Origin of the sequence: Hominilimicola sp. (genome assembly GCF_046972485.1) — a bacterium.
Classification (GTDB): domain Bacteria; phylum Bacillota; class Clostridia; order UBA1381; family UBA1381; genus Hominilimicola; species Hominilimicola fabiformis.
The window spans coordinates 1-4,770 of sequence record NZ_JBKVWU010000149.1 but is presented as its reverse complement, the minus strand read 5'-3'; the positions used below and the strand labels follow the sequence as shown (position 1 = coordinate 4,770).

The 4,770-nt window shown below is 32.4% G+C and carries 7 protein-coding genes; all 7 read left to right on the top strand.

What is annotated here, in order from left to right:
- Nucleotides 1-1,416, top strand: a 1,416-nt coding sequence (locus tag ACLTU0_RS10800; RefSeq protein WP_412322437.1) for a hypothetical protein, incomplete at its 5' end; no start/stop codon positions are given.
- 10 nt (nucleotides 1,417-1,426) lie between these two features.
- Nucleotides 1,427-1,813, top strand: coding sequence for a hypothetical protein (locus ACLTU0_RS10795; RefSeq protein WP_412322436.1), 387 nt, complete (start codon nucleotides 1,427-1,429; stop codon nucleotides 1,811-1,813).
- Nucleotides 1,814-1,829: 16 nt separating this feature from the next.
- The gene (locus ACLTU0_RS10790) at nucleotides 1,830-1,973 is read left to right on the top strand and encodes a hypothetical protein (protein WP_337869107.1); all 144 of its coding nucleotides are present in this window, start codon (nucleotides 1,830-1,832) and stop codon (nucleotides 1,971-1,973) included.
- A 3-nt stretch (nucleotides 1,974-1,976) separates the two neighbouring features.
- Entirely contained in the window at nucleotides 1,977-2,447 is a 471-nt protein-coding gene (locus ACLTU0_RS10785; protein WP_022230478.1) for a phage holin family protein, read from the top strand.
- Nucleotides 2,431-3,276 carry an N-acetylmuramoyl-L-alanine amidase family protein gene (locus ACLTU0_RS10780; protein WP_412322435.1) on the top strand — a complete coding sequence of 282 codons (846 nt, stop codon included), beginning with the start codon at nucleotides 2,431-2,433 and terminating at the stop codon, nucleotides 3,274-3,276. Before ACLTU0_RS10785 ends, ACLTU0_RS10780 begins: the two co-directional genes overlap by 17 nt.
- 263 nt (nucleotides 3,277-3,539) lie before the next feature.
- Nucleotides 3,540-4,541, top strand: a complete 1,002-nt coding sequence (locus ACLTU0_RS10775) for a hypothetical protein (protein WP_412322433.1) — start codon at nucleotides 3,540-3,542, stop codon at nucleotides 4,539-4,541.
- Between the two features lie 42 nt (nucleotides 4,542-4,583).
- A complete protein-coding gene (locus ACLTU0_RS10770) occupies nucleotides 4,584-4,706 on the top strand; it encodes a DUF6514 family protein (protein WP_412322431.1) in 123 nt (40 codons plus the stop codon).
- Nucleotides 4,707-4,770: the final 64 nt, after the last annotated feature.

Below are 4,770 nucleotides of genomic sequence, written 5' to 3'. Positions count from 1 at the left end.
CTACCTTATGCGGTATGCAATACAAGTGGAAGTACAGTAGCAAAAACAGTTTCCATAACAAATTTTAAACTTGTTACAGGTGTGCGTGTGTTTATCAAATTTACATATGCACATGACTCAACAACAAAAGCCACTCTAAATGTAAATAATACAGGTGCTAAAAGTATCAGATACAAGGGGTACGGTGTCTTTAAAGGTTATAATGGTGGTTACAACTCTACAAATAAACAATACCCAAATTCTTGGGAAGCAGGTGAAATTGTTGAATTTATATATGATGGTACAGAATGGGTAAGTACCCTCGAAAAGAGAAAAATCGACCACAGCAATATAGTAGTAGGTACAATTAATGTTGACGGTTACAGAATACCTCCTTCAATAAGTGATGTTGATTTTATGTGCGGAATTGATGGAAAGTCCGATGTTGAGGTAATACAAGAGGCTATAAATGCATCAAGAAATGGTTCGCGGATAATTTTTAAAAAAGGTAACTATTCAATAGACGCCCCCATTTATATGTATAGCGGTAATCACGCTTGTAAGCTATCAGGTGAGCAAACAGGTGATAGACCTAAATTAAAATTTAGTAATAACGGTATCATAACTTCACGGAGCAGTTCTTCTGACTCAAAAGCTTCATATCCATTATATTTTGAGAATATTGCAATGGAGTTAATACCACAATTATGTATCGAGGCTGGTAGTATATATTTTGATAATGTGTTTTCAAGATTAGATGTTACCACAGCACAGAACTTGGGAAGTACACCTATTAAGTCATCTGGTTTGTTTAAAGTGGAAAGAAGCGAAATTCATTTGTGGATTAGAAATAGCACAAGCTATATATGCTATTGTGGTATTGATTGTACCAAAATAGAGATAGATGACAGCTCCGTATCGTTGCAGAATGAGTGCTCGTCAACTATAAATGCAGGTGGTGCTGATTTAAACTTTATTTATAACACTGACGCAACAGGGTATATACGAAATAGTAAATTAACGGGACAAGGTAATGGTAGAACAAATTTTATAAACGGGAAAGTGACTATTGATGAGTGTGATATTACTCTGAAAAATAGAAATCATTCATTATGTCACTACACCACAAACACAGAGCAAAAGTTATGTTCATTAAGAGATTGCACTATCAATTATACGGCAAGTACATATTTGACTTTTGGTAAAATTGAAGGTTGTTTTTTCATAAATACGGTTACTGGTGTTAATTCGTCCGAGAATTACAAGCTCCAAATACTTTGCCCAACTCAAATGATAGGAAATACTTTTATTGGACGTTCTGAAATGAATTTTAATTCAAATAAAGTACAGTTTATAGGCAATGCAATGCAGTATTCACAATCCTATACATCATTTCCGACAGGGAGTGTTAATACAGGAACAATGATTACGGGATAAGGAGGACATAATGGATATAATTGATAATTTTTCGATAATAAATAATCAAATATGTTTAAATAGCTATAAATTAGTTATACGTCACTACAAAGATATTGACAAAAAAGAGTTTGTAGATAAAGACTATTATGTAAATGATGATAGGTTAATTGAATTAGAAACTCAAATTATACCAAAGCATAAACTTTTGGAACTTATATCAAAGGTAAAGCTTGATAATGAACAGTATTCCTATATGAGTGGTCTTGAAGTGAAAACTCAAGATTTTAACAAAGAAATTAATGAAATTGCTTCATACGGCAGTAAAGAAGCATATGAAGCGTCATTGCCGGAGGCACAAGATGAATTTAATCTTGATATGGATTACAGAATGTCTAAGATGGAATTAGGATTATAAAGAGGAGGAAATATCAATGACATATGGATATTGTAAAAAAATAATTGCAAGCGGTAGATATGATAAGAATTCAATGAAGGATAAACTTGACGTGTTTCTTCTTGCAGAACGTATTACTGATGATGAATACAAAGAATTAATGCAAATGATGGAGGAATAATTTATGGACAAGATTTTTGTAAAAATTAATTTGTTGTGGGCGGGTGTTTTGACATTTTTAACATCCGCATTAGGTGCATACTGGTACATATTCGCGGCATTTATGGTGTTAAATGTAGCTGATTTCTTAACAGGTATTGCAAAGGCAAAATACGGTAATTCCGAGAACAGCAATAAGGGTGCAAAAGGTGTTGTAAAAAAATTGGGTTATTGGATTGTAATATTTATTGCATTTTTTATATCATATACATTCAATGATATAGGTAATATTATAGGCATTGATTTGGGAATATCAGCATTTATCGGTTGGTTTGTGTTGGCTACATTCATAGTCAACGAAATACGTTCAATTATTGAAAATTTAGTTGAGATAGGGGTGGATGTTCCCGATTTTTTAACTAAAGGACTTGAGGTTGCAAGCAAAAAACTTGATGGAGCAATGAACGAAGGTGACAACAATGAGAACAATAAATGATGGTTTCCCAATCAAACAGTTCAATGGTATTGACATCAATACATCAACACTATCTTCACCGGCAAACTACTATACATATAGCAGTCGTGTGGTGAAATTCATTGTAATTCATTATACAGGAAATAAAAAGGACACAGCCAAAAATAATGCAACATTTTTTCACAATGGAGCAAGAGACTCGTCTGCTAATTATTTTATGGACGAAGCCGAGTGTTATCAATCAGTCGCATTGAATAATGCCGCATGGGCGGTGGGCGGCACAAAGGTATATAAACATGCCGAATGCCGCAACATAAACAGCATATCCATTGAAATGTGTTGTAGTGGTAATTCTATTGTGTCAGAAAAAACAATCAACAATACCGCCTATTTATGTGCTGAATTGTGTAAATACATAGGCATTACAGCAGATACAGTTGATATATTTGTTTTGCGCCACTATGACGTGTGGGACAAACAGTGTCCGGCACAGTGGGCAACTGAGAACAGTGCCGGTTGGACGACATTCAAAGAAAAGGTTAAGGCGATTTTAAGAAATGAGGAGGGACTGACAATGGAGCAGTACAATGAATTGAAAGAGTTAATTAATAAACAGGCGGCGGAAATTGCCGATTTAAAAAACATCAACAAACAGTTGGTGAATGTAGTTCAAACTACAATGGTGTACGATTTCAATGATGACAATATGCCGTCGTGGGCACGTCCTGCGGTACAAGCGGCAATGGATTGCGGAGCGATACAGGGCGATGAAGATGGTTGTCTTGGCTTGTCCTACAAAGATTTACGTGCTATTGTACGTGAATATCGTTGCGGATTGTATAATAAATGATTTTTTTTGAGGGGTGGCATTTTGCCACCTCTTATTTTTTTTACTTACGATTTACAAAATATCAAACAATATCGTAATTAAACAGTATATATTGTATTATATAGTGATGAAAACGACCTTGAGGCACTTGTCGAAAAATGAGAAAACAATAGATATTAACAGTGAATAAAAGCACATACAAAATTTCTATATTTTATCAATAGACAAAAGTGGGTGATTTATGATATAATTTTATTATTAAATTTAAGGTGTTGGAGCAATTTATGAAAAATTATGAAACAAGTGAACAATTATTTATAGATATATGGGAAAAGTATGGTTCTCCTAGTGAAATTGATGATGCAGAAACCATATATTCGTTTTTTACTGAATTAGTAGAAAAAAGCAAGCACTATATTGTACTAGACCATTATTCTCATATAAATTTTGATGAGGTAATAAAAGTTGAATATGATAAAGCTAATTCGATTTTCAAATTCTATTGGTTGGATAATAACAAATATAGGATAAAAAATTTGAATCATGAATTGGAAGAGTTTGAAAGACTCATTTGGTATACCAGTGGCTATTGTACTTATGAATATATGGCAATAGATATAAATAAGATTAAATTTATTAAAAATGGAAATCATATTTTTATACTAATACAATCAAATGTGGTAAGCAAAAAAGAATTAAGAAAAAAGATTGTTGGTAAAAATGAGATTATAGAAATTGAGGATTGTACCGATGAACTTTATGCACGATATACATTTTGGGAAGGTAATCCAGAGAATTTAATTAAGATAGAATGTATAGCTAACAATTTGCCATATTATGCTTGTGTTATACAACCAAAAGAAAATATTCCGAATGTTGACATATCAAAGAGGTTGTTATTACTTCACACTATAAATGAAATAAATAATAGACTGGAAAAAGTAAAATCTGCATTAAGGAATGAAATCGCAGATAGAGATGAACTTTTTTCAAAAGGTAACATAATAAGAAATATTATGGAATTTGCATTGAAACATTTTTGTGTAATTATGAATATTCCGATAGAAATAGAACAAAAGTATGGATTTATTGAGTTGGGTGACTTGCGTAAGAAAATAAAAGATAAATTGAATATTGAAATAGAAAACAATTTGATTATTAAAGCGAATGAATTATCACACGATTCGGGAAAAAAATACACAATAGATGATATTCGAGATTTTCATAGTAAAGTCGTTGAACTAATTAACAAAATTCAAAGTTACATTTATAACAGCACTCATTAATTTGAGTGCTTTTTTGCGTTTAAAGGAGGAATTTAAAATGAAGTGTCTGTCAAAGATGTATCGCCGAATAAGGAAGAAGTGACGGAGCTGATAGACAGGCTGAACAAATACGGATTGTCACCCTGTCATTTGCAAGATGTGATTGATGATTTTATTCAAGAATAACCTATACAAATTAAGAAAGAACATAGGCAAAATACTTATGTTCTTTTTTGGTTGGGTATCTTGT